This window comes from Enterococcus sp. DIV0210g (assembly GCF_050559705.1).
Taxonomy (GTDB): domain Bacteria; phylum Bacillota; class Bacilli; order Lactobacillales; family Enterococcaceae; genus Enterococcus_B; species Enterococcus_B faecalis_A.
Genome location: NZ_CP187903.1, coordinates 1,886,588 through 1,909,216 on the forward strand (window position 1 = coordinate 1,886,588; position 22,629 = coordinate 1,909,216).

Genomic DNA, 22,629 nt, shown 5'->3' on the forward strand with positions numbered 1-22,629 from the left:
TCGTCTCCTATAAGTTAATCTCCGTAATAGTAACCTGCATCTTTGCTGTGTTCTGCTCCGTTATACACAACGCCGAGGACTTTTGCTTGAGCCATGTCCAGTAATTCTTTTGCTTTCGTCAATGACTCTTTACGTGACGTGTTTTCGCGTACAACTAATAACGTACCATCTGTTTTTGAAGCCATGATTTGCGCATCAGTCACTGCAACAACTGGCGGCATGTCAAAAATAATGACATCGTAAAGGTCTTTTGCTTCTGCTAAGAGCTGATCCATTCTTGGCGAATTCAGCAATTCTGATGGATTTGGCGGTTTAGGACCACTAGGCAAAACAGACAGATTCTCGATTGGTGTTTTCTGTACTTCATCTGCGATATTCCCTGCTGTGCTGAGGATCGTACTCAAGCCGCTGATATTGGTCAATTTAAACGTTTTATATAAAACAGGTTTCCGCAAATCAGCATCTACTAATAAAACGCGTTGGCCAGATTTTGCAAATACAACAGCCATATTCGCTGCAGTCGTTGATTTTCCTTCTCCTGGTCCAGATGAAGTAACAACGATCGTTTTGATTTGCTGACCGCCTGGTGAAGCAAATTGGATATTTGTTCGGATGGTACGGTACTGTTCAGCTACCGGTGACGAAGGGTTTGTCAATGTAATCAAGCTGACTGCTTGTGTTTGTGGTGTTTTTGATTTTTGTGTTCGTGCCATTTTTCTTCCTCCTAGACTCTTGAGCGGTTTCTGCGTGAAGGGCCATTTTTTTCATTTGCTGCTTCAGAATGTACAGGCGCAGGTCCTTTTTTGCGAATACCAGCATTTAATTCTTTTGCTGACATTTCAGGAACAGTTCCTAAAACCGGGAAGCCTAATGTTTCGGTTACGAATTTTTCATCCTTCACTGTTCGGTCAAGTAATTCCATCAAGAATGCAATCCCAATACCGACCATCATGCCTAAGATCAAACCAATGACTAAATTCAATTTGTTATTTGGAGAAACAGGTGTTGTATTCGCAACAGCACTTGAAATGATGGAGATTTTGTCAACATTCATCACATCTTTGGCATTTTCTTGAAAGACTTGCGCTGTTGTATTGGCAACTTTCTGTGCCGTCACTGCATTCGTATCTGTTGCTTGGATAGAGAACATCTGTGAATTTTGAGACTGATTGACAGAAATAGCTTCTTTGATTTCTCCTGCTGTCATTTTCACATTGTCTTCAGTTTCCAAGCGATCTTTGACTTCATTTAAAACCAAGTCGCTGACGATCATATCTTTATACGTATTGATCATTTGCAAGTTCATATTGACGTCATTTGCATTTGTCGTATCTGACTGCGGCAAGGTCACGATCAGCTGTGCTTGTGAACTGTATTTGGGTGTTAAGATAAAGAATGTTGCCACCCCTGCGATTGCTAAGCCGGCAAACATTGAAATAAGGATGGTTACCAAATGTTTACGTAATGTTTCAAAAATTTCTTTTAAGCTGATTGTCTCTTCCATTTTTTCTCCACTTTCCTATTTATTCTCTAGATTCAATTGGTCTTTTAATTCTTTTTGTACACGTTCAAGCTCTTGATCGCTTACTCTTTGATAGGAGATGCCGTCTTGCATAAATCCTTCTCCTTGCATTTGATCTTGTTTGATCGTGCCAAACGCATCCCGATAATCTAAAGCGATTTTTCGCATATCAGTAAAGCTCATATCAGTTCTCATATTTGTTTCCAAAGCATTTAAGACGGATTGGTAGTTGCTGACGCCGTTTAGACTTAAAACTTTTCTCGCTATTCCTTCAACGATTTTCCGTTGACGTTCTTGCCTTCCGTAATCCCCATTTGGATCTTCATAACGCATGCGGGAATATGCCAACGCTTGATCGCCATCTAATGTGATTTTTCCGATAATAAAATCATAGCCGTCTTGTGAAAAAGTGATATCATTATTGACTTCAATACCGCCTACTGCATCCACCAATTCTTTTAAGCCTTTCATGTTGATCGATACATAATGATCGATTGGGATGTCTAAGTAATTTTGAACAGTATCCATCGCCATGGCTGCTCCGCCAAATGCATAGGCGTGGTTGATTTTATCCGTTGTATCATGGCCAACAATATCAACATAGGTATCTCGAGGAATGCTGACGATGGTTGTTTGTTTATCTTCTGGACTTACTGTAGCAACCATCATCGTGTCAGAACGCCCTTGATCCACGCGTCCTAAATCTCCTGTATCTATCCCCATCAATAAAACTGAAAAAGATTCTTGTTTCGCTAAATCAACAGGTGTCGTTCTTGGTCCTTCTGCTCTTTCTACTGTTTGATAGGTTTCCTTGATTGAATGTGAGAGATCTAAATACAATTTAGCGCCAACACCAACAATTGCTAAAACCAGTACAACAATGATTCCTAAAATAATCAAAAATATTTTTTTCCCTCTTGATTTTCTTGTTCGCTTTGCCATTTTTTCCTCCGTTAACGTCACTCTTTTCCTTGCTTATCAATAATTCATCGTACCGTAGCCCATTTGTTGAGCGACTGTTTCCGCCATTGCTGTGTATTTTTCTTTTATTTTTTCGTTTCGGACTTGTTCGATTTGATTAAGTGCTGTCAAATATTGATCATAAGTCGCCGAAGCAGTTACTTGGCCATCTTTTAATAGAGTGTCGAAGAGTTGATTCAATCCATCGACCTGTGCGATTTGTGCATCAGCAAATCCTAAATACTGGGTAATCGATGTTTTCCATGCACTGTCCTTGAAAAAGTTCAAGTTTTCACGTATGTTGGCAACATCCTTGCTAGTTATATTCTCTCTAATAATGACATCATCTGCTGCTTGTTGCCAATTGGAGACATTTTCAGTAAAGAGTTGATTCACGGATTCTTGTACGTTTAGCTTTGCTTCTGCATCCTTTAATTGGTTTGTTACAGTTTCTTTTGTGGTTTGGATGGCAGCAGCTTCTTTCGGAAGTTCTGATTCATCGATGCCATAGTCGTCTGCTGACAATTTGACAGAAGATAATCTGCTGGAAAGTCTAGTGGTCTCATCTTTTGTTACTTTTGGTTTTAGAAAAATCTTCTCTTTTGTACTATATAAGTTGCCTGCCTCTTGTGACAAAGAAGCCAACGTATCTTTTTGATCAAGAATGGCAGACTCAGCATATGCAATGCGCTGTTCATGTTGTTTTTGGTTATTTATGTAATAGCCAAATACACAAATCGCAGCCGCGCCTAACCCTACCGCAGTAACAGCGAATGTTTTGATGAGCGGTTTCTCCATATATTCACTCCTAATAATTTATTATACATAAGTAAAAAAATAAGTACTTTTTCATAACATAAAAAATCATCCTTAACAAATATAAATAAATAGATAATTTAAATAACGGTCGTTTTCAAATATAATCATTAAAAGTTCCCTATATAATCTTACCATAAACTTATGTTTTTACTAGCGTATTCCCGAATCAAAAATAAACAGAACATTATCAGAATAAGCATTAAGCGTTTTCTAATTTTCAAAACACTCGTCTTGCAAATAACAGAAGATTTCACAGTAATTTTTAAATAACACTTTTATTTAAGCAAAAATATTTTGCTCTTGTAAATCCCTCATTTTCTAATAATATATACAAAAAAGAAAACTATATGAGATTATAACAATTGTTATTTAAAAACAATCATGAATTATTATGTAGTAGCGATCGTCAAAACAACTAAATTTTCTCTTTTGTATGAAATAACGGTGCTTTTAAGTTAGAATTTCTTACTATCATCTTAAAACTAGCAGAACCAATGCAGCTGCCAAGTTTTCAACTAAAAAGAAAATAAAGTGTCTGTATTTTTGCACACAAAAAAGCCAAGATCCTTAACTGCAGGATCTTGGCTTTTTTGTGTTTATTCTTCTTCTTCAGTCATGAATGTATTGAACACTTCTTCAATCATGTCCCACTCTGCATCTGTTTCGATTTGTTGAAGTTCGCCTTCTGTGCCGTCTTCGTTCTCAACATATGCGTAAGCTTGAAGTTCAACTTCTTCGTCTTCTGGTACACCAGCTGGATAAAGAAGGACATAGTTGCGTCCAAATTCTTCTTGTCCGTCAACTGTCAACAAAATCTCATATAATGTTTCGTTGCCTTGATCGTCGACTAAAGTAATGTGTTCGTGATCATCATGGTTATGATCGTGTGAATGTTTATGTTCTGACATAGGAATTCCCCTTTTCATTTAAAATAGTTTTTTGCCAGCACCGTCTAGATAATTTTGCAAAATCATGACTGCTGCTAATTTATCAATCACTTTTTTTCGTTTGCCGCGTGACGTATTGGCTTGTTCCACTAACATTCGCTCTGCTTGAACAGTCGTCAGCCGCTCATCTTGATACTCGACCGGTACATGGAAAAGTTCTTCCACTTGTTTGCCGTAAGCCATAGAAGCTTCTGCTCGCGGTCCAATTGAGTTATTCATATTTTTAGGAAGTCCAATGACAAATCTTTCTACTTCATACTGATCCGCTAATTCTTTGAGACGTTCAAAGCCGAAATTGCCTTTTTCTTCATCAATCGGAATAATTTCAATACCTTGTGCTGTCCAGCCGAATGGATCGCTGACAGCCACACCTACCGTCTTTGAGCCTACATCTAAGCCCATGATCCTCATAGATTTACTCCGTGGTTGGAAAGGTAATCCTTCACGATAACTTCCATGATCTCATCACGTTCATGACGGCGAATCAAATTTCTGGCATCACGATAACGAGGAATGTAGGCCGGGTCTCCAGAAAGCAAGTAGCCAACAATCTGATTGATTGGATTGTAGCCTTTTTCTTCTAAAGCCCGATAAACGATTGCCAATGTTTCACTTACTTCTTTTTTACGATTATCATCAAAATCAAAACGTACGGTTTCATCTGTAAAACCCATGATTCCACACCTCTTTCCCGTAAGGTAATCATTTTACCCTATACAGCTTCATTTTACTAGAATAAAGCAAAAACTACAAACAAATTCTTACATTTTCTTTGGAAGAAAATGGATTCTTTTTAAACCGCTCCCTTTCTAAAAATCCTACGTTTTCTCTTTTTATGTTATTTCTTTCTCTTTTTCTTCTTGGTTTGTAGTAGAATGAAAAAAACAACTACTGGAGAAGATGCTATGTCGGAAAGAGAACTGGATCTGCTGCTGGATACTTGTATGCTGGCAGGAAAAATCATGATGGAAAGCAATGCGGAGATGTATCGCGTAGAAGACACGATGAGCAGGATCGCACTTGCTTCTGGAAATTATCGTTTGGTCAGCTATGTGACACAAACGGGGTTATTCGTTGGTTTTGACCGCTCCTCGACGATTCGGATGGAACAAATCATGAATCGTTCGATCAATTTAGAAAAAGTCGTCAAAGTGAACGACCTTTCTCGCCGATATGTGGCAAAGGAACTCACTTTAACAGAATTGTACGAAGAATTGCAGAAAGTAGAAAAAGAAAGATTCTTTTTTCCGCTTTGGCTCCAGATTTTGAGCGCTGCAGTCAACAGCGGAACAATCATGGTTTTATTTGGCGGCAGCTTGCCTGATTTTCCAATCACCTTTTTGATTGGCGGCGCTGGATATGCGCTCTATGTCTACAGCTTGCGTTTTTTCCGAATCAAATTTCTATCTGAATTCATTGCTTCTTTTCTAATTGGATTTACGGCGATTGCAAGTGTGCATTTCGGACTGGGAAATAACCAGGATCTAATCATTATCGGATGTGTCATGCCGCTTGTTCCCGGGGTCCAGATCACGAATGCTGTTCGAGATCTGCTTGCTGGGCATTACGTCTCGGGCGTTTCTCGCGGAACAGAAGCCTTGATGACTGCTTCGATGATTGGTTTTGCCATCGCTTTTATCTTTCAAATCTTTTATTAAGGAGGAACATACATGGATATCTTGCTTCAATTTGCCTTTAGTTTCTTGGCAACCATGGCTTTTTCTGTAATCACTAACGTTCCTCGACGTGCGCTCATTTGGTGCGGTTTTTCGGGTGCAGCTGGCTGGATGGTCTACTGGACAACGATGCAGCTGGGCGGCAGTGCCGTTTTCGGGACGTTGCTTGGTTCTTTGGGTGTCGCCTATGTCAGCAATCTTTTCTCAAAAAAATTAAAAATGCCGGTGACGATTTTTAACATCCCAGGAATGGTTCCCTTAGTTCCTGGTGGGCTTTCGTATCAAGCAATCCGAAATCTAGCTACAGAATCTTATGGAGAAGCAGCGAATGCCGCTGTCCAAGTCATCATGATTGCCGGTGCGATTGCTTTAGGATTAGTTTTATCAGAGGTATTCAATCATAATATACGCAGTTTTAAAGAAAAGCGCGACAGTATTTTTTCAAAAAGAAAAAAACGGACATTTAAGTAAAAATAAACCAGCACGCAGAAAATCTGTATGCTGGTTTTTTGTTTATCTAAAAGGAGCGATACACATATTGGTTTGCCGGTGCATCGATTTTTTTCGCCTGTTCTACTGCTACGGAAGGAACTTCTCGTTTGAACGGCGCATAATATTCTGTCTGGATAACGCCTTCGATATGGTACCATTGATCATTTTTCGCCTGGATATTTTCCGGCAGATGGGTCAATAAACCGAATACACCAGAATCGGCTACACAATGGATGATCCCAAAACGGAAAAGGAAAGTGTCTTTCGCTCCTTCAGTATCCGCCTGATAAATAAACCCGTCATATGAGATCTTTTTACCTAAAAATTCACTTGGGTAATTATAGATTAGTTCCATAATCTCCAAATAATTGTCATCTGTAATAGCAAGCGTCTTTTTATCCCCATATTTTTCTTTCAAGTCATCCATTTGGTCCAAATAATCTGATTTATTATAATAAATGCTGGTATCTGGTTTCAAATATTGCGTCTGTATTTCTGGGTCGCCAACGGATTCTTTACTTACTGGAAAATTGAATCCCTTTGCCTCTACGATCGTTGTATCCAAACTAACCGTCGGAAACAATATCCCTACTATAATAGGAAGCGACAGCAAAACGTAGGCAATCACTCGCTGATAGGGTTTGTTCAATGAATGTTCGTGGCCTTCATGGTCATGATCTTCGGCATCATTTTTGACCCAATTGTATAACTGGACCAGCGCTAAAAGAAGAGACAGCCCCATCGATAATATAGCCAAATAACGATAATGGATATTGATATACTGATCTAATTTTCCGGAAACTTGAAGGTACATCATCAATTCAAAATAACCAGATAATATCAAAAAACGAATCATGCTGTTCCCCCTCCTTAAATCAAAAATGCGTAGCCCATCACGCTGACAGCAACGATCACAACAAAAGATACAACGAACCGAGTATTGAAATATCGTTTCATCATCAATAAGTTCTTGATATCTACCATCGGACCAAAAACCAAGAATGCCACAACTGGCGCTGTGCCAAACAAACTCATCAATGAAGAGCCGATAAAAGCATCTGCTTCAGAACATAACGACATCGTAAATGCAAGCACCAGCATAATAACGATAGCTAACAGTTTTGTTGAACCTAGCGTTAACATCACTCGTGTCGGCAAATAGGTCTGCATACTTGCTGCAATCAGCCCGCCGATAATCAAATAACGACCTGTATCAAAAAATTCATCCACCGCATGTGTCAATAAATGTCTGATTTGTTGAGAAAAGTTTCTTTTCTCCACATGCTCGTGAGAATGATGATGCGTGTGTTTATGAGAAGCCGCAGTTGTTGGAAGCTTCTCTTTCAATACAGATTCTTTTTGGAAATAAGCTAACCAAAGCCCAACGATCATCGCGATAACAAAACTGCCTAATACCCGTAAAAAAGCCATTTTGAATGAATTGCCAAAAGCGATAAATGTTGAAAAAATAACGATAGGATTAATAATAGGTGCCGTCAGCATAAAGGAGAATGCTGTATGGACAGGTACTCCTTTTTTGACAAATTGATGCACGATCGGTACGATCCCGCATTCACAAGAAGGAAAGAAAAAGCCTAACACCGACCCCATCAATATAGATAAAACGCGATTTTTCGGCAGCCATTTCTGAACACGCTCGGGAGTCAAATAGACTTGCAGTGCGCCTGAGATGATACACCCCAGCAAAACAAACGGTAATGCTTCAATAACAATAGATAAAAAAATCGTACTCATTTGCAGTACAGAATCTGGAATAAAAGAAAACATGGATTCTCTCCTTACTACTCAACTTAAATTGCCAAATAAATATACGCTTTTTTCATAAAAAGTACAAGAGCACTTAGTTTTATTTATCTTTGTTTTATAGAATGGAAAGCAATTTGATTGACTTTTCCGTTCCCCCACACTACATTAGACAAGAAAAAGAAAGGAAGATCTGTATGAAAAAAACAACGAACTTACCTGAAGCTCTTACAGCAATCCAGGAGCAAAAGAATGTCCTTATTTACATATCAACGCAAAATTGTACAGTCTGCCATGCGGTTCTTCCAAAAGTAGAGAAAATGCTGGAAGCTTATGACATGCCTGCCTATCACTTCGATGCAACAGAAACACCAGAAGTTGCCAGCCGTTTTGAAGTGTTGACTGCGCCAGCCGTCCTAGTCTTTAATCAAGGAAAGGAAGTACTGCGGCAAGCTCGTTTTATCGATTTTGAGAAACTCAAAACGATGTTGGATCAACTCACTGAAGAAGAATCTGTTATTACTTACGAAGATTTATTCAAATAACCGCTTTTTATATATTTACGCAAAAACTCTGGAATGCTTTTTATGCTTTCCAGAGTTTTTTTATCGTATTTATTCTTCGGTACCAATTGGCGTATCTGAATGCAAGAAGTAAATCAGTGTCTGCAATTCATTTGTCAAATCGACATTTTGGATCAAAACATCATTTGACGCAGTCAGGCGCGCAGAAGTAAAGTTCAAGATTCCTTTTACCCCAGCTTCTGTTAATTCATTGACAACATCTTGTGCCTTGTTTGAAGGGATTGCTAAAATCGCTACTTCGATTTGTTGGATCTTGATTTGCTCTGTCATATCTTCCATCGGATAAACAGGAATACCGTCTACGATCCTTCCAACGATATCTTCATTCACATCAAATGCACAACTCACACGTATACTATTGCTTTGGTGGAATTTATATTTCAGCAGCGCACTGCCCAAATTCCCTACCCCGATCAAAGCAACATTTGTCAGCTGATCATCATTCAATGTTTTTGCGAAAAAGTTCATCAAGTTTTCAACATCATAACCATAGCCGCGTTTTCCTAATTCACCAAAATAAGAAAAATCACGACGGATCGTTGCGCTGTCTACTTGGACCGCTTCACTTAACTCGGTAGAAGAAACTTTTTTCTTCCCGGCATTATTTAAAATTCTCAAATAGCGATAATACAAAGGCAAACGTTTAGCAGTCGCTTTAGGAATCATATGATCTTTCAATTTTTTACCTCCATTTTCCTGTTCAAGAAGCTGTTTGCAATCTCAAGTATACCAATTTCCTGCATCCAATTCGATTTTCTTAAAACCGAAGCACTTACCGAAAAGCTGCAAAACAGACATTCCAAGTACAATCCATACTGGAGATTGCAAGCAGCTTCTATCTTTCTATTGACTCATCATAGCAAAAAACATAGGAAAAAATCAATTTCATTGCTTGGATATTGTGAATTTTTATTCTTTCCTCATTCTTGAACAGCTTCTTGAATCTCGCAGTATAAAGGAAATTATGATAAACTACAAGGGAAAAAGTGTTTTTGTGTTGAAAGAATTCACAAAGTAGAAAAGAGGATTCGATGATTTTATTACAAGCGAACCAAGTCGCCCGTCACTTTGGGGCAGACATTTTATTTAAAAATATCCATTTAGAAATCAGTACCGGCTCCCGAATTGCTTTAGTCGGCAGAAACGGCGCTGGGAAATCGACATTATTAAAAATCCTTGCAGGGCTGGAATCACCTGATGAAGGAACATTAGCAAAAAATAAACAGACAACGTTAGGCTACCTTGCCCAAGATACAGGCTTAGATTCCTCTGAGACGATTTGGAACGAGATGCTGAAAGCATTTGAAGAAGTCCAAAAAATGGAACGAAGAATGCGGGAACTAGAGATTCTTATCAGCGAAGGAACGCCAGAGACAGCTGCCTATGATTCTGTTTTAAAAGAATATGACCGTCTGCAGCATACCTTTGCTGAAAAAAACGGCTACGGCTACGAAAACGAGATTCGTTCTGTTTTGCACGGTTTTAAATTTGATGCTTCATTTTATGATAAAAAGATAGATACTTTATCTGGCGGTCAGAAAACACGCCTTGCTTTAGCACGCATGCTGCTTCAAAGACCAGATATCTTGATCCTGGATGAGCCCACTAACCACTTGGATATCGAGACTCTTTCATGGCTGGAAAACTATCTTCAAAATTACACCGGTGCATTATTGATCGTTTCTCATGACCGGTATTTCTTAGATAAAGTCGTCACTGAAGTCTACGAACTTAGCCGTCAAAAAATGCGCCACTATAAAGGAAACTATTCAAAATATCTGGATATGAAAGCTGAACAGCTTGCCAGTGAATGGAAAGCTTACGAAAAACAGCAAACTGAAATCCACAAATTAGAAGATTTCGTCGCTCGAAATCTCGCACGCGCCTCTACGACCAAGCGTGCACAAAGCCGCCGAAAAGCGTTGGAAAAAATGGATCGGATGGATCGGCCGCAAGGAAGCGAAAAGCAGGCAAACTTCTTATTTGATATCGAAAAACCTTCCGGAAATGTGGTCTTGCAGCTTGAAGATGCGGCAATCGGCTACGATAACACTGTTTTAGCCGAACCAATCAATCTTGACATCCGCAAACGCGAAGCCGTAGCACTTGTAGGACCGAACGGCATTGGCAAGTCTACTTTATTGAAATCTTTGATCCATAAACTGCCCTTTATCCGCGGAAAAGAAACAATCGGTACCAATGTCTCAATCGGTTATTATGACCAAGGACAAGCGGATTTGCACACCAATAAAACGATTCTCGCAGAACTTTGGGATGAACATCCGACCACTCCTGAAAAAGAGATCCGCAATGCATTAGGTGCTTTTCTATTCTCAGGTGAAGACGTCGAAAAAACGATCCCGCTTTTAAGCGGCGGCGAAAAAGCCCGTGTCGCTCTTGCAAAATTGGCGATGAACAAAGAAAACTTCTTGATTTTGGATGAACCAACGAACCATCTGGATATCGATAGCAAAGAAGTACTGGAAAATGCACTGATTGACTATGAAGGTACACTGCTTTTTGTTTCTCACGACCGTTATTTCATCAATCGGATCGCAACAAAAGTCATTGAACTTTCAGAGAATGGAAGTAAAGTTTACTTAGGCGATTACGACTACTATTTAGAAAAGAAACAGGAAGAAGAAGAACTAGCCGAATTACTTGCTGAAAAAGACGAAACAAAACCAGAGACTGCTGCTTCAGCCAATAAAAAAGACTTCTATTTGAATAAAGAACAGCAAAAAATCATTCGCAGCCTCTCGCGTAAAATCACACAAGTCGAAGAAGACATGGCAAAATTAGATGAAACGATCGGACAACTGGAACAAAAAATGGTAGATCCAGCCGTTCTAGACGATCATGTCCAATTAAATGAATTGAATCAAGCACTAGAAACAGCGCGTCAAGATCAAGAAGAAAAACTAGCCGAATGGGAAGAGCTAAGTTTGGAATTGGAAGAATATGAAAATTAGAGGTTGTGAAAAAACTGTTCAGCCTCAAGCATTAAAGAAAAATCCGCGAAAATAGCTTCTTATATTTTCGCGGATTTTGAACTAGTATTGAGAAACAATTGAAATATGATATACCGCTCGTGAAAAAATCTTTAAACACCGCAAGACGATACATCGTCTTGCGGTGTTTTTTTCTTTTCTTCCTGCTTGTACACAAAAAAAGAACCGCGGTGGGTGGCCGCGGTTCAGGAGTTATTTTTACTTGAGGAGTAAAAATGAAAAAGTATTATAGGGTTGTTGGTTGGTATACATATATAATAAAAGCTAAATGTGAAGAATCTGTGATTTAAATCTTGCTTTTTTTTAGGAAATAGTTAAGAAACTTTAAATGTGTGTAAAAATGCACAGATTTAGGCCATTCTCTATTTCTTTTTACCTGATACTTTTTTTGAATGTTGTAAAGCTCTGAACAAAGTATTGAATTGACCTTTGAAAGACATCACTTCTTCAAAAATATCTTCGCCGTCATTCAACATTTTGACAGTCACCCATCCAAGCGTCTCAGTGATAGCTACAGCAACCGTTGCATTGATCATCCCGCCAGTAACCGTACCTGCCACAGGAATAAATTTAACCAGATTACCCACTGCGCTTTTTCCCAGACCAACAACAACTAGTTCTCTAGTCAGATTTTTTCCTAGATTTTCTGACCAAGAGCGCCCGAAAACTTTATGGAGCCGAGACATCATTGTCAATTGAACTGGTACCAATAAAAAAGCATCAGAAAACGGGATTGGCGAAAAGCCGATGATCGCTGATGTCAAAGAAGCAAAATGGATCGTCTGGTGTGCTTTTCTTCGTGTCTTTTCATCAACACCTGCTAAAAACTCTTCGAATACTTTCCCAAATTTTCCTCTCGTTTCTCCCAGCAGTTCTTCCGCTTTTCCTCGCGTTGTATCCAATGTTTTCATCAAAATATCTGCTGTTTTTTTAGGAAACTTCTGCATTACTTCAGCAAAAAATGAATCGAACGCTTCTTCCTTTTCTACTTCTGGTATTTTTTGGTCGACTTCTGTTTCTACATTTTTAACTTCTTTTCGTTTTTTCCAAAAACGTTTTTCTTTCGCCATCTTAAAACTCCCCTTACATAGATATTTAATAGTTATTTACAAATCTATAGAACTTATCTTTGAAAACCTCTGCAATAAAGAAATACTTTAATCAAAGTGTAACATAACGCTTATATTTAATTAAATGGACTGCTTTTCACTAACTGTTCTCTCTAAGTAAAAACCTGCACGCAAATTCTGAAAAATAGAATTTGCGTGCAGGTTGATATTAATAGGTATAAAGTGAAAACTTAATGATTTTAGGCATATTTCCTATATACGGTGTGTAGCGCTCATCTCCGTTCAACACACGTTCAGTAAGCCATTTTCCTTCAATAAAGGTACCTTCTTCTAAGTTCAAGATTTCCGATTTTTTTGACTTATCCAGTGCTTCATGAAAAATGGCTATATTACTGCCTATAAAATAATATTCGTTTTCCTTTTTAAAGAAGAAACCAGCAGAATTCAATTGGTCTGTCCCTTCTTTACTGAGAAACTTCACTGTTAAATTGTACGTCTGGTCTTTGAAAGCAAAAAATGCGTCTTTTTCTTTTTTGAAAGGAATCAAAGCTATTTTCTCTTCACAAATAATTGGTTCCAGAGCAGCCATGAGCTGATAACAACGTTTTAAATATGGCAAGCTTCCTGTAGGGTCAAAGGCAGCTTGATCAAGCCCTAATTGTTTCAAGAATTCTTGATCTTCATCCACTACCATTGCTTCGCTTTTCGCCAGATCTTCAATACCGAAGGGCGAATATAGCAAAGCATTTTCACCAAACGCATAAAAGATGTTCGACATGTATTTCAAATCTTTTCTGGTTTCTGGAATCAGCAGCGGCTGATCGATTTTTTGATAATCTCCCACGATTTCCTGATAGTTTTCTTCGTAGATGTCTGGTGCAAATGCAACTAGATGCTCTGCGTTTGCCTGCCAGATTTCCAATACATGTTTAGTAGGTCCGCCACTTGGATATTGTCCAGCTTTTTTGCCCTCTTTTTGCAGCCACGCATTTGTGAATAACGGGATATCGATTTGTTTCTTTACAGTTGCTGCCATTTTGTCTATTGCACAACTAAATGCGTTTGCCATGAATGCTTCATCCGGTAATTCGTTCCATTTTGCTGCATTTGGGTAAAGTTCTCTTATCTTTACAGGCAGTTCTTGTGTATAAGCTTTCTGCGCGGAGGGCGAATGATCTCTCGCTGTCAGACAGCCGACTTCATTCTGGATCTGCATCATGCAAAGTTGATCTTTTAGCGGATGATTATTAAGATATCTTCCCACCTCTGCTAAGGCTCTGCAATCTGCTTCGACTGCCTCTTCGCAAAACGGCGAGATGCAATTGATTGCTTTATTTTCTTCGTTGATTACGCGAAAATATTTTTTGCTATTTACTTTCACCCAGCTTGGAACATAAGTAGATAAACCATTTTTCCATAAACCAAACCATAGAAATACCACTTTTATGTTATATGTCTTAGCTCTTTCCAAATGATGATCAATCAAATCAAAGGAAAATTCTCCTGGCTTCTTTTCAACAGCCTCCCAGTAAAGAGGGATCAATAATGTATTTAGGCCGATGTCTTTTACAAACGGCCAAACATTTTTCTCCATTGAAACAGCCGTTGAAGCGGATGAGTTATGTATTTCTCCGCCTAATAATAATTTAGGCTGATTATTCTCTAAAAAATAATACCGATTTTCTTTTTTCTGGATTTTATAACTAACAGCCATAATTTGTCCCCTCACTTCGTTATTTGTATCTACAAGAAAAGTATACTTAGTAACCTTTTTCCTTTATACAAAAAAGAGATATTCTATAGCAGGTAAGTAGTCTTTTTCAGAATTTGATGAGACAAAAAAAGCGGCCATCTCAGCCGCTTTAAAAATCAGAAGTCAGGAATACTCTTAAATCTATTTCCGATACATCTTGAATTCCAAGAAACGATCGTTATAGATTCCTAGATATTTTGGTCCTAAATCTTCATATACTTCTAGATGCGAAATGGTTTCGTCATCTGGATAAAATTGCTTGTCGCCAGAAATCTCTTCCGGCAAAAGTGCTTTAGCTTTTTGGTTTGGTGTCGAATAACCGATATATTCCGCGTTCTGCGCGGCATTTTCAGGCTCCAGCATAAAGTTGATGAAATCATATGCACCTTGTTTATTTTTTGCTGTTTTTGGCATAACTATGTTATCAAACCAAAGATTGGAAGCTTCTGTCGGGATTACATAATGCAGATGTTCATTTTCCCACATCATGTCCGCTGCTTCGCCAGAAAAAGTCACAGCTGCAGATGCTTCTTCATTGATCATATACATTTTGATTTCATCTGCCACGATTGCTTTGACATTTGGCGTCAATGTATTCAGCTTTTTCGCTGCCTCAGTTATTTCTGCATCATTTTTACTGTTCAAAGAATACCCTAAACTATTCAAAGAAAGCCCCATTACTTCTCGTGCGCCGTCAATCAGCATCAAGCTGTCTTTCAACTTAGGATTCCACAAATCGTCCCAGTGCTGGATTTCTCCTTCTTTGAAAACTTTGTCATTGTAGACGATACCCAGGGTGCCCCAGAAATAAGGGATTGAGTATTTATTGTCTGGGTCAAAATCAAGATCCAAGAAACGAGGGTCGATATTTTCTAGTCCTTTGATTTTTGAATGATCTAATGGATACAATAAGTTTTCTTTCATCATCTTTTGGATCATATACTCACTCGGAACAGCAATATCATAGTTCGTGCCGCCCTGTTGGATCTTTGTGAACATCGCTTCATTTGAATCAAATGTCTCGTAATTGACTTTATAGCCATATTCTTTTTCAAATTTTTTGATCAGACTTGGATCGATATAATCGCCCCAATTGTAAATCGTGACGATTTCTGCACCTCTCATACCACTTGATTTCTCAAGCTGGCGTACACCGAAGAACAGCACCAAGATAATCAAAAGGATACCTATGAATAGAGACTGTAATTTTTTCATCGTAGTCTTGCTGCCTCCTCACGAACCCGCCGATTTTTGCGGACTTTTTTTGTGCGGTTTTCTTTACTAATGAAGTAATAGCCGATCACTAGCACCATAGAAAATAGGAAGACAAGTGCGCTTAATGCATTGATTTCCAAACTGATCCCTTGCCGTGCACGTGAATAGATCTCCACAGAAAGCGTTGTGAAGCCATTTCCTGTCACGAAAAACGTTACTGCAAAGTCATCTAAAGAATACGTAAATGCCATGAAATAACCGGCAATGATCCCCGGTGACAAGAACGGTAAAATGATATTTTTGATTACTTGGAAATTGCTGGCACCAAGATCTCGTGCTGCATCGACCATCGAATCATTCATTTCCTGCAGCTTCGGCAGTACCATCAGAACCACGATCGGGATACTAAACGCGATATGCGAAAGCAGTACACTTTGGAACCCCAAACTAAAGCCGATAAGTGTAAAGAAAATCAGAAAACTTGCACCAATAATAACGTCTGGAGAAACCAACAAAATATTATTAGCACTAAGTAACGCATTTCTTGAACGGCGCTTCTGTGTATAATAGATGCCCATCGCTCCAAATGTTCCAATAATCGTTGCCAGTAAAGCAGATAAGAAAGCCAGCATAAAGGTATTCAAAACGATAATGATCAATCGTGTATCTTCAAAAACCGCTTGATAATTCTCCCAAGTGAAACCTGTGAAAGAATTCATTGTGCCGCCTTCGTTGAAGGAATAAAAAATCAAGTAGAAAATCGGTGTATAAAGTAAAAGAAAAACGATTGCTAGGTAAATATAAGACCATTTAAACTTTTTCATTTAGAACGGCCTCCTTTTCTTTTCTCACCAGTCAGCAGCATGACCGCAAACATTGCTAAGATCAAAATCACACCGATCGTGGAACCCATTCCCCAGTTTTGTGTGACTAAGAAATGCTGCTCGATAGCTGTACCCAGCGTGATTACACGATTTCCGCCAATCAAACGTGTCAGCATGAATAAGGATAGTGAAGGGATAAAGACAGCTTGCACACCGCTTTTTACACCATTCAAAGATAAAGGAAAAATCACTCGGCGGAAAGTATCATAATTGTTTGCTCCTAAGTCTCGACTTGCACTGATCAATGACGGGTCCATTTCTTCTAATGCATTGAAAATCGGCATGATCATAAAAGGAATCTCGATATACGTCGCTACAAATAGAAAACTAAAATCGGTAAATAAAATCTGTCTCGGAGCAAGGCCTAAGAAATCAAAAAAATTGTTGACACTGCCATGGATACTGAAAATCCCGATAAACGCATAAGCTTTCAATAAAAGATTGACCCATGTCGGCAAAATAATCAGCATCAGCCACAACTGTTTATGCTTCAGCTTTGTTAAAAAATAAGCAGTCGGATAACTGATAAGCAACGTGAACAATGTGATCAAAAATGCGTACCAAACGGAATTCAGTGTCATTGCCAAATAAGTGCCCGAAGTAAAATAGCGGGTATAATTTGTTAAACTAAACTGGCCATCCATATTAAGAAATGATTGATAGATAATCAATACAACCGGTGCAATAACAAATAATCCCAGCCACAAGATATAAGGAATAGAATAGATTCTTCTGATTGTTTTCAACGATTCCCCTCCTACTCTTCGTAACTTTCAAGTCGTGCGTCAAATTCTTCTTCTGTTTCATTAAAACGCATAACATGGATATCTTCTGGTTCAAAAGAAAGACCTACTTTGCTTCCTTCTTTTGCTTTTTTCGTAGAGTGGACCATCCATTCATTTCCCTGTTCGTCATAACAGATGATTTCATAATGCACACCACGGAACAATTGTGTATCCACAGTTACTACCAGTTTGCCGTTTTCTGGAGCTGTCATTGTCAAGTCTTCTGGACGAAGCACGACTTCGACTGGTTCATTCAGACGCATACCGCCATCCACACATTCAAAACGTTTGCCGACAAACTCAACAAGGTTGTCCTCGATCATCGTCCCGTTGACAATGTTGCTTTCTCCTACAAAATCAGCGACAAAATGGTTGATTGGCTCATCATAAATATCCACAGGCGTACCGCTTTGGATGATGCGTCCTTTATTCATGACAAAAATCTCGTCACTCATTGCCAATGCTTCTTCTTGGTCGTGAGTTACGAAGATAAAAGTGATACCTAAACGCTGTTGAAGTTCGCGTAATTCATATTGCATATCTGTTCTCAATTTCAAATCCAATGCTGAAAGCGGCTCATCTAAAAGCAGGACTTTCGGTTCGTTCACAATTGCTCGTGCAATGGCAACTCGTTGGCGCTGACCACCAGACATCTCACTGATTTCTCGGTTTTCATAGCCGGGAAGCTGAACAAGACGTAAAGCTTCTTTGACTTTTTTTGTGATTTCGTCTTTTGGCAATTTTTTGATTTTCAAACCGAAAGCTACGTTATCGAAGACATTCATATGAGGGAATAATGCATAATCTTGGAATACCGTATTTACTTGCCGCTTGTTTGCGGGAACCTCATTGATTCGCTGACCTTCAAAATAAATACCGCCTTCTGTTGCATCGCTGAATCCAGCAATGATTCGTAAAATCGTTGTTTTTCCGCAGCCGGAAGGACCAAGCAGCGTATAAAATCTTCCTTGTTCAATCTCAAAACTGACGCCTTTCAGCACCGTTTCGTCATCATATCGTTTCACAACTTGGTCAAACGAAATAATTGGTTTTCCCACGATTGCATTCCTCCTGTTTCTTACAAATATGATTTTGTCGCTACGATCAGTACTTTGGTTTTTTTATTCAAATGATTTCTCAATTGATGTTTTTCCGTTGCCTGATAATAGATCGACTGTCCTTTTTTCGCTAAATACACCGTTTCGCCTAACTTTAACTCAACAGCTCCTGTTAAAACAAAAATAAATGTTTCTGATAAAGATGGTTCAAAGGTTTTATATTCTCCTTCTCCCTCAAATGTGAGGAAAACAGGTTCCATTTCTTTTTCATTCGAATCTGGAATCAGCCACTCCAGTTCATAGCCGTTTTCTTCATCCAAATAGATCGTATGGTCTTCTTTAGAATAAACGATTTGCGGTTTTGAAGGATCTTGGCGGAAAAATTCCGCAGGTGAGACTCCTAGAACTTCTAAGATTGAAAAAAATGTCTCCATGGATGGTGAACTTAAATCTCGTTCTAATTGCGAGATATAGCCTTTTGTCAGGTCTGTCCGTTCCCCTAATTCTTCTTGTGTCAAATTCTTTTGGATACGCAGATTTCTTAACTTCTCGCCTATCTCCATAACACACCCCCGCATACAAAGTTTTCTATTAGTAAACTTGGTGTTTACTCACTTGTACTAGTATACGAATTTCTCAAAAAAAGACAACCCTGTTTCTTCAACTTTTTTCTTTTCAGAATGATTTTTTCTGACGGATGGTTTAGTGAACGTATTCTAGGAAAGAAACTCGTAAAAAAAATTTGATTTGTGGTATGATAAAGGAAAATTTTGAAAGGAGTTTCTTACGTGAAATCATTCAAAGCTTTGCGCGTGTTAAACAATGAAAGCCCAGAAACAACTATTATGGATCAAACCATTGCGGACCTTCCAGAAGGAGATGTTTTAGTCAAGGTCTCTTATTCTTCCGTCAATTATAAAGATGCTCTTGCTTGCCACCAGCCTAAGATGATCCTTCGCCAATTTCCCATGACTCCAGGCATCGATTTGTCAGGTACAGTAGAAGAAAGCCAAAATCCAGCATTTATACCTGGTGATCAAGTGCTGCTTACAGGCTATGGCTTAGGCGTCAGCCATCCTGGCGGGTACAGCCAGTATCAACGCGTTCCTGCAGAATGGCTTGTAAAATTGCCCAAAGGATTAAACTTGAAGCAGGCGATGCAGTTGGGGACAGCCGGATTTACTGCGGCTTTAGCCGTTGAAGCTTTGCAGCAGCATGGATTAGAAAAAGAACACCGAATCTTTGTCACTGGTGCAAGCGGCGGTGTGGGCAGTATTGCTATCGCTTTGCTTCGTCATTTAGGTTTTACAGAAATCTATGCCCTTTCAAGAAAACCCGAAGCAGATACTTGGCTGCAAAAATTAGGTGCAAAAGAAGTCTTTCAACCAGAAGAATTCTTGCCAGAGCGCACCAAACCTTTAGGAAAACAGCAGATCGATGGACTTATTGATACCGTCGGCGGACAGCAGTTAACTCGTTTACTTCCTTTGATCCATTACGGCGGCAGTGCCGCTTTATGCGGAAATGCTGGCGGCAGTGAATTGGAAACAACTGTATTGCCATTTATTTTGCGCGGGATCAATTTATTAGGAATCGATTCGGTCAATACAAAAAAAGACGTTCGCGAAGCTATCTGGCAGCAAATGGCAGAACTATCTTTTGCTGATACACTTTTAACCGAAGAAATCAGCTTAGAACAACTCCCGGAAAAAACAGCAGAAGTCTTGGCAGGTAATCATCAAGGCAGATTTTTGGTAAATGTAGGTGAAGAAAGTTGAAAATATTAATAACAGCTGGCGGAACAAGTGAAAGAATCGACCAAGTGCGTTCGATCACCAATCATTCAACTGGTAGATTAGGAAAAGCAATTGCCGAGGCTTTTTCTAGCCAAGATTGTCAGATTGATTATGTGACGACTCGCTCCGCGTTGCTTCCTGAAGCACACGAAGGCTTAACGCTCCATTTTATTGAAACGACACAAGAACTGTTCAATCAATTACAAGAACTATTGACAAAGCATTCCTATGATGCAGTAATCCATAGTATGGCTGTCAGTGATTTTACCCCTGTGATGAATGTTTCTGAAGAAGATTTTCTTGAAAAATGGCAAGGTCGTCCAATTGAACAAGAATCTTTTAACAATTGGCTTGCGGAACCTTCTGACAAAGAAACAGAAACAAAAATCTCATCTAATACACAGCATTTGATGCTGATCATGAAGCAAAATCCTAAGATCATCAGCTATTTGCGCCAATGGCAGCCAAATACTTTGCTGTTTGGGTTTAAGCTCTTAGTTGATGTTCCGAAAGAAGAATTACTTGCCGTCGCACAAAAAAGTCTAGAAAAAAATAAGCTTGATTTTGTTTTGGCAAATGACCTTTCTCAAATAAAGGATTCTTTACATCGCGGTTATTTGCTTGATAAAAACGGGAACGTCGAAGAAGCAGAAACAAAAGCGAAAATCGCTGAATTGATTTATCAGAAAGTAAAAGACAGAAAGGAAAATGTACGTTGAAAACGATCCTTTTAGGTGTTTCCGGCAGTATCTCTGCCTATAAAAGTGCCGATATCACCAACCAACTAGTGAAACTTGGCTACAATGTCGAAGTAATTATGACCGAAAGCAGTACGCATTTCATCACTCCGCTGACTTTGCAGTCTTTGTCTAAAAAAGCGGTCCATCTGGATGTGATGCAAGAAAAAAATCCCAGTGTTATCAATCATATCGAGTTAGCCAAACGAGCAGATCTCTTCTTGATTGCGCCAGCCACAGCAAATATTATCGGCAAGTTGGCAAACGGCATTGCCGACGACCTTCTTTCAACTGTCGCTTTAGCAGTGAAACCAGAAGTCCCAAAACTGATTGCTCCTGCAATGAATACAAACATGTATCAAAATCCGATCCATCAGCGGAATTTAGCATTTTTGAAAGAAAACGGCTATCAGGAAATCGAACCACGAGAATCATTATTGGCTTGCGGCGACTTTGGAAAAGGCGCCTTGGCAGATGTACAAATAATCATTGAACAAGCACGTATGGCTTTAAGCCAAAGAAATGTTTAGATAAAGGAAAAGAAACAATGAAAAATACAAAAAAATTTACTTTGACTGCCATGTTTTTGGCAATCATGATTTTATTAGCAGTAACACCTCTTGGATTTGTGCCTTTAGGTCCGATTAATGCAACAACGATGCATATTCCTGTTATTATTGCTTCAATCGTTTTGGGACCTCGCCTCGGCGGTTTCCTTGGCGGAATCTTCGGATTTATTAGTATGATTCGCAGTACAGTTATCCCGACGCCGCTTTCTTTTGTGTTTTCTCCCTTCATTCCAGTGATCGGCACAGACCACGGCAGCTGGAAAGCATTGCTGATTGCATTTATACCAAGAATCTTGATCGGCATTGTTCCTTTCTTTGTCTACAAATGGACGAAGAAATGGCTGAAGACCCAAAAAAATCCAGTGCCTCTTTTCATTGCTGGAATCGCTGGATCATTAGTAAATACGATTTTAGTCATGAATATGATCTATCTGCTCTTCCAGCAAGATTATGCCCAAGTCATTGGACAAACGGGAAATGCTGTTTATGGAGCAATATTGACTGTGATTTTTACTAGCGGCGTGCCGGAAGCTCTCGTAGCCGGAATAGCGACAGCAGCAGTAACAGGTGTTTTGTTGAAATTACAGAGGTCGTGAAAAAGCTGTTTAGACTCAAGCAATAAGATTCTTTTTCCAGAGAAAATGGCTTCTTACATTTTTTATGGAAAAAGCTTATTGCCGCAGAGGCTAGCTTTTGAACACCGTTTATACAGAGGTCGTGAAAGAACCGTTAAGCTCCGAGCATTAAAGAAGAATTTCGTAAAATAGCTTCTCATATTTTGCGAAATTTTGAATTAATGCCGAAGGAGTTGGTTCTTGAACACCGTTTAAGCAGAGGTTGTGAGCAACATGTTCTGCTTCAAGAATTAAGGACAAAAAAGGAAAAACAGCTTCTCATGTTTTTGGCTTTTTTGAACTTAATTCCGAAGAAGCAATGTTGTGAACACCGTTTAAATAGAGGTTGTGAACTCAGCGCTTTGCTTTGAGC

25 protein-coding genes are annotated in these 22,629 nt (G+C 39.0%); 8 read left to right on the plus strand and 17 right to left on the minus strand.

What is annotated here, in order from left to right; all coding sequences use genetic code 11:
* Positions 1-14: 14 nt before the first annotated feature.
* From IGI64_RS09175 to IGI64_RS09205, 7 genes are all read right to left on the minus strand, one after another.
* On the minus strand, positions 15-713 hold the full coding sequence (locus IGI64_RS09175; protein WP_429940242.1) for a CpsD/CapB family tyrosine-protein kinase: 699 nt from the start codon (positions 711-713) through the stop codon (positions 15-17).
* Between the two features lie 11 nt (positions 714-724).
* Positions 725-1,504, minus strand: coding sequence for a YveK family protein (locus tag IGI64_RS09180; protein ID WP_016623374.1), 780 nt, complete (start codon positions 1,502-1,504; stop codon positions 725-727).
* A gap of 15 nt (positions 1,505-1,519) precedes the next feature.
* The gene (locus IGI64_RS09185; protein WP_429940243.1) at positions 1,520-2,464 is read right to left on the minus strand and encodes an LCP family protein; all 945 of its coding nucleotides are present in this window, start codon (positions 2,462-2,464) and stop codon (positions 1,520-1,522) included.
* Positions 2,465-2,500: 36 nt separating this feature from the next.
* Positions 2,501-3,280, minus strand: a complete 780-nt coding sequence (locus IGI64_RS09190; protein ID WP_429940244.1) for a hypothetical protein — start codon at positions 3,278-3,280, stop codon at positions 2,501-2,503.
* A gap of 617 nt (positions 3,281-3,897) precedes the next feature.
* Positions 3,898-4,209 carry a DUF1292 domain-containing protein gene (locus IGI64_RS09195; RefSeq protein WP_034861439.1) on the minus strand — a complete coding sequence of 104 codons (312 nt, stop codon included), beginning with the start codon at positions 4,207-4,209 and terminating at the stop codon, positions 3,898-3,900.
* Between the two features lie 18 nt (positions 4,210-4,227).
* Positions 4,228-4,659, minus strand: a complete 432-nt coding sequence (gene ruvX, locus IGI64_RS09200; RefSeq protein WP_016623368.1) for a Holliday junction resolvase RuvX — start codon at positions 4,657-4,659, stop codon at positions 4,228-4,230.
* Complete coding sequence (locus IGI64_RS09205; protein ID WP_016623367.1) at positions 4,656-4,922, minus strand: IreB family regulatory phosphoprotein; 267 nt, start codon at positions 4,920-4,922, stop codon at positions 4,656-4,658. Before IGI64_RS09205 ends, ruvX begins: the two co-directional genes overlap by 4 nt.
* A gap of 231 nt (positions 4,923-5,153) precedes the next feature.
* Here IGI64_RS09205 and IGI64_RS09210 point away from each other — a divergent pair, with 231 nt between their 5' ends.
* Together IGI64_RS09210 and IGI64_RS09215 are read left to right on the plus strand one after the other, a co-directional pair.
* The gene (locus IGI64_RS09210) at positions 5,154-5,906 is read left to right on the plus strand and encodes a threonine/serine exporter family protein (RefSeq protein WP_034861437.1); all 753 of its coding nucleotides are present in this window, start codon (positions 5,154-5,156) and stop codon (positions 5,904-5,906) included.
* Positions 5,907-5,918: 12 nt separating this feature from the next.
* Complete coding sequence (locus IGI64_RS09215; protein ID WP_429940245.1) at positions 5,919-6,395, plus strand: threonine/serine exporter family protein; 477 nt, start codon at positions 5,919-5,921, stop codon at positions 6,393-6,395.
* Between the two features lie 46 nt (positions 6,396-6,441).
* Here IGI64_RS09215 and IGI64_RS09220 read toward each other — a convergent pair whose 3' ends face one another.
* Both IGI64_RS09220 and IGI64_RS09225 read right to left on the minus strand, forming a co-directional pair.
* Complete coding sequence (locus tag IGI64_RS09220) at positions 6,442-7,272, minus strand: TIGR03943 family putative permease subunit (RefSeq protein ID WP_429940246.1); 831 nt, start codon at positions 7,270-7,272, stop codon at positions 6,442-6,444.
* Positions 7,273-7,286: 14 nt separating this feature from the next.
* Entirely contained in the window at positions 7,287-8,204 is a 918-nt protein-coding gene (locus IGI64_RS09225) for a permease (protein ID WP_429940247.1), read from the minus strand.
* 173 nt (positions 8,205-8,377) lie between these two features.
* On the opposite strand from IGI64_RS09225, the gene IGI64_RS09230 reads away from it, so the two are divergent.
* Positions 8,378-8,725, plus strand: coding sequence for a thioredoxin family protein (locus IGI64_RS09230; RefSeq protein ID WP_429940248.1), 348 nt, complete (start codon positions 8,378-8,380; stop codon positions 8,723-8,725).
* A 69-nt stretch (positions 8,726-8,794) separates the two neighbouring features.
* Here the strand turns inward: IGI64_RS09230 and IGI64_RS09235 are convergent, their stop codons facing one another.
* The gene (locus IGI64_RS09235) at positions 8,795-9,442 is read right to left on the minus strand and encodes a redox-sensing transcriptional repressor Rex (protein WP_034861430.1); all 648 of its coding nucleotides are present in this window, start codon (positions 9,440-9,442) and stop codon (positions 8,795-8,797) included.
* Between the two features lie 353 nt (positions 9,443-9,795).
* On the opposite strand from IGI64_RS09235, the gene IGI64_RS09240 reads away from it, so the two are divergent.
* Positions 9,796-11,736 (plus strand): ABC-F family ATP-binding cassette domain-containing protein, encoded by a 1,941-nt coding sequence (locus IGI64_RS09240; RefSeq protein ID WP_429940249.1) that lies wholly within the window; start codon positions 9,796-9,798, stop codon positions 11,734-11,736.
* Between the two features lie 401 nt (positions 11,737-12,137).
* Here the strand turns inward: IGI64_RS09240 and IGI64_RS09245 are convergent, their stop codons facing one another.
* The 7 genes from IGI64_RS09245 to IGI64_RS09275 all read right to left on the minus strand — a co-directional run bounded on the left by IGI64_RS09245 (position 12,138) and on the right by IGI64_RS09275 (position 19,103).
* Entirely contained in the window at positions 12,138-12,845 is a 708-nt protein-coding gene (locus IGI64_RS09245) for a YcjF family protein (RefSeq protein ID WP_429940250.1), read from the minus strand.
* Positions 12,846-13,053: 208 nt separating this feature from the next.
* Complete coding sequence (locus IGI64_RS09250; RefSeq protein WP_429940251.1) at positions 13,054-14,559, minus strand: DUF5597 domain-containing protein; 1,506 nt, start codon at positions 14,557-14,559, stop codon at positions 13,054-13,056.
* A 180-nt stretch (positions 14,560-14,739) separates the two neighbouring features.
* The gene (locus IGI64_RS09255; protein ID WP_429940252.1) at positions 14,740-15,813 is read right to left on the minus strand and encodes an ABC transporter substrate-binding protein; all 1,074 of its coding nucleotides are present in this window, start codon (positions 15,811-15,813) and stop codon (positions 14,740-14,742) included.
* Positions 15,810-16,637, minus strand: a complete 828-nt coding sequence (locus IGI64_RS09260) for an ABC transporter permease (protein WP_429940253.1) — start codon at positions 16,635-16,637, stop codon at positions 15,810-15,812. The genes IGI64_RS09255 and IGI64_RS09260 overlap by 4 nt, the downstream gene beginning before the upstream one ends.
* On the minus strand, positions 16,634-17,443 hold the full coding sequence (locus tag IGI64_RS09265) for an ABC transporter permease (protein ID WP_034861427.1): 810 nt from the start codon (positions 17,441-17,443) through the stop codon (positions 16,634-16,636). The genes IGI64_RS09260 and IGI64_RS09265 overlap by 4 nt, the downstream gene beginning before the upstream one ends.
* Positions 17,444-17,454: 11 nt before the next feature.
* Complete coding sequence (locus IGI64_RS09270) at positions 17,455-18,540, minus strand: ABC transporter ATP-binding protein (RefSeq protein WP_429940254.1); 1,086 nt, start codon at positions 18,538-18,540, stop codon at positions 17,455-17,457.
* Between the two features lie 20 nt (positions 18,541-18,560).
* Positions 18,561-19,103 (minus strand): XRE family transcriptional regulator, encoded by a 543-nt coding sequence (locus tag IGI64_RS09275; RefSeq protein WP_034861424.1) that lies wholly within the window; start codon positions 19,101-19,103, stop codon positions 18,561-18,563.
* 225 nt (positions 19,104-19,328) lie between these two features.
* Between IGI64_RS09275 and IGI64_RS09280 the strand changes: the two genes are divergently transcribed.
* The 4 genes from IGI64_RS09280 to IGI64_RS09295 are packed head-to-tail and all read left to right on the plus strand — an operon-like array spanning position 19,329 to position 22,238.
* Positions 19,329-20,318: an acryloyl-CoA reductase gene (locus IGI64_RS09280; protein ID WP_429940255.1), complete on the plus strand. Its 990-nt coding sequence runs from the start codon at positions 19,329-19,331 to the stop codon at positions 20,316-20,318.
* On the plus strand, positions 20,315-21,055 hold the full coding sequence (locus tag IGI64_RS09285) for a phosphopantothenate--cysteine ligase (protein WP_429940256.1): 741 nt from the start codon (positions 20,315-20,317) through the stop codon (positions 21,053-21,055). Before IGI64_RS09280 ends, IGI64_RS09285 begins: the two co-directional genes overlap by 4 nt.
* Complete coding sequence (gene coaC / locus IGI64_RS09290; RefSeq protein WP_429940257.1) at positions 21,052-21,603, plus strand: phosphopantothenoylcysteine decarboxylase; 552 nt, start codon at positions 21,052-21,054, stop codon at positions 21,601-21,603. Before IGI64_RS09285 ends, coaC begins: the two co-directional genes overlap by 4 nt.
* A 17-nt stretch (positions 21,604-21,620) precedes the next feature.
* A complete protein-coding gene (locus tag IGI64_RS09295; protein ID WP_429940258.1) occupies positions 21,621-22,238 on the plus strand; it encodes an ECF transporter S component in 618 nt (205 codons plus the stop codon).
* Positions 22,239-22,629: the final 391 nt, after the last annotated feature.